General features: G+C 59.2%; 2 protein-coding genes and 1 pseudogene. 2 read left to right on the forward strand and 1 reads right to left on the reverse strand.

Going from position 1 to position 2,356, the window contains the following annotated elements; genetic code table 11:
* Positions 1-279: 279 nt before the first annotated feature.
* Positions 280-501, reverse strand: coding sequence for a hypothetical protein (locus QZY01_RS18200; protein WP_294540025.1), 222 nt, complete (start codon positions 499-501; stop codon positions 280-282).
* Positions 502-1,136: 635 nt separating this feature from the next.
* Between QZY01_RS18200 and QZY01_RS23880 the strand changes: the two genes are divergently transcribed.
* Both QZY01_RS23880 and QZY01_RS18210 read left to right on the forward strand, forming a co-directional pair.
* A complete protein-coding gene (locus tag QZY01_RS23880; protein WP_342394911.1) occupies positions 1,137-1,709 on the forward strand; it encodes a TIM44-like domain-containing protein in 573 nt (190 codons plus the stop codon).
* A gap of 279 nt (positions 1,710-1,988) precedes the next feature.
* A pseudogene (locus tag QZY01_RS18210) lies at positions 1,989-2,203 on the forward strand (transposase); the annotation flags it as partial.
* Positions 2,204-2,356: the final 153 nt, after the last annotated feature.

A 2,356-nucleotide genomic window follows, 5' to 3' on the forward strand; every position in this document is an offset into this window, starting at 1 on the left:
AATTCGCGATGCAGACGCCGATGACGAAGAACTGTGGATATGGCAGTAACGTCGAATCCGCTCACTCCCTCCCCAACTCGCAGTCTGGGGGCCAGAAAAACAATGCACGCGCGGCGCGGATGGTCCCAACCGCAGATAGCGGCCGCCCGAAGTGACGGCTGGGCGCCCGCTCGGCGCCAAATCCGGTCCTCAATCGTCGATCAATGGATTGGCGAAAAGCCGTCATTGCAGCGAGAGAGGAATTGCTATTTTCGGCAGCGTCGCCAGGCCGGCGACGCGCTATGGCGTCTCGTTCCAGAGTTTGACGAAGAGTTCGAGCTGCTCTGTGATTTTGTCTGGCGGCGACGACGGCATTGGGAGATGATCGGCGTCGCCAAGAGCGACCAGGAACTCCGGATAGTCTCGAAACCCGAGCAGGCGGATCGCTTTATCACGGGCCAAAAGGCCGCGCGAATAGCAGACAAGCGGATCTGAGGGAATTTCTTGCTCTCGGTCGTTCATTTTTAGCTCCAGCTCCCCTCTCAGTTTACAACGAAAAACACATCGACGCGCGGCGGAGCGCTGCAAATGCCGTTTCCTGGCGTTAGCAATTGATGGTTGCCGCCCGCTTTCCGCCAGATCCGGTCAGGCGTTTTTCATCGCTGCGGAGCATCAATCGTCATTACCGGAGGACCGGATCCGGCCGCCGCCTTTGCACTTTGACCAACGATAACAATATAAGCCCTGCGGGCAGCGACACGCTCGTGCAACCTCAGGACAAAACCATGGCCATGCGCCAAAAAACCTTGATTTTCACTCTGGCCGCCCTTGTCGCCTTGGGATATTCCGCCGACAGTTTCGCAAAAGCGGGTTCTGGCGGCTCCTTCGGCAGTCGCGGCGCGCGCACTTTCAGCGCTCCGCCCCCAACCGCGACGGCGCCTCGCCCAGCCGCTCCGATCGAACGTTCAATGACGTCCCCGTCACCAGGGATGACGCAGAATTATGCCGGATCGACGGGCAGGAACTCCGGCGGCTTCATGTCCGGCGGTTTCGGACGCGGCCTGCTTGGCGGCCTTGTCGGCGCCGGGCTGGTCGGCATGCTGTTCGGAAGCGGTTTCGGCGGCGGGCTCGGCGGAATTTCGTCCATTCTGGGCCTCGTGCTTCAGATCGGGCTTCTATTCCTCCTGATTAAATTCGTCATGGGCTTCCTGCGCAGGCGCCAGCCGGCGTATCAAGGCGCCGCATACGACAGCGGCGCTGCGCAAGGCCCGCGCCCCGGTTTCGGAGGCTTCGGCGGAGGGACTGGGAGACCTGTTAAGCTCGAAATCGGTCCTGCGGATTTCAATGTTTTCGAACAGCGCCTTGGCCTCATCCAAAAAGCCTACGGCGCCAAGGACATGGCCGCTTTGCGCGCTCTGGCGACGCCTGAAATGACCTCATATTTCGCAGCGGAGATCGAAGAGACCGCAAAGAAAGGGCAGGTCAACAAAATCTCCGACGTGACCCTTCTGCAGGGTGATCTTTCTGAAGCCTGGCGCGAGCCTGAAAGCGATTATGCGAGCGTCGCGATGCGTTTCTCGCTGATCGACACGATGCTTGATCGCGCGACCGGCAAGATTGTCTCGGGTGATCCCGTGACGCCGACGGTTACAACCGAAATCTGGACATTCGCGCGCCGTCCGGGCGGGGCGGCAACGGATTGGAAATTGTCGGCAATTCAGCAAGCCTGACCTCTTGCAGGGCCGCGAAACTCGCGGCCCTTTTTATCGACGAAGGCGAAGCGCTAAGATAAGGATGGCTATCCGACCCCTCCCTCCCCTGCTCCCACCTATTCGCGGACTTGAACGCGACGCCCAGGCGGCGCGGAAGGCCCCAACCGCAGATAGCGGCCGCTCAAATCGATGGCTGGTTGCCGACTTGGCGCCAGAACCGGGCATTGCCATTTTCGCTAAACGCACTCCAACCTTAATTTAGAGCAGTCATTCAAGGGCGAGCGCGTCGAGCAACTGATCAAGGGCGCCGGCGCCGAACTCCGCTACCTGCCTCCCTATAGCCCGGACATAAACCCTTCGAAAAGGCGTTTTCGAAACTGAAAGCATTCCTGTGCAAAATCGCCGAGCGCACCGTCGCCGGATTGATGCATGCCCTCGAGGCCTGCGCCGACATCTTCAAACCCACGGAATGCGAGAACTACTTTCGCGCCTGCGGCTATGATACAGGTTGATCGGAAAACGCTCTAATACTACAGTTGCGTATTATCGCTGATTATGATTCTCTCCGATCTGTGGTTCGGGGAGGAAATCATGTCGATTGCGGAATGGTCAGGGTCGCTGTTGGCCTGGAAAGAGGAACTGGTGGCGCTCAAAACGCGCCTTGG

The sequence above is a fragment of the uncultured Rhodoblastus sp. genome, from assembly GCF_903903185.1.
GTDB lineage: Bacteria > Pseudomonadota > Alphaproteobacteria > Rhizobiales > Beijerinckiaceae > Rhodoblastus.

Bases quoted from the DNA above. Each gene is read 5' to 3' on its own strand.
- QZY01_RS18200 (WP_294540025.1), bottom strand. From the start codon at position 501: ATGAACGACCGAGAGCAAGAAATTCCCTCAGATCCGCTTGTCTGCTAT.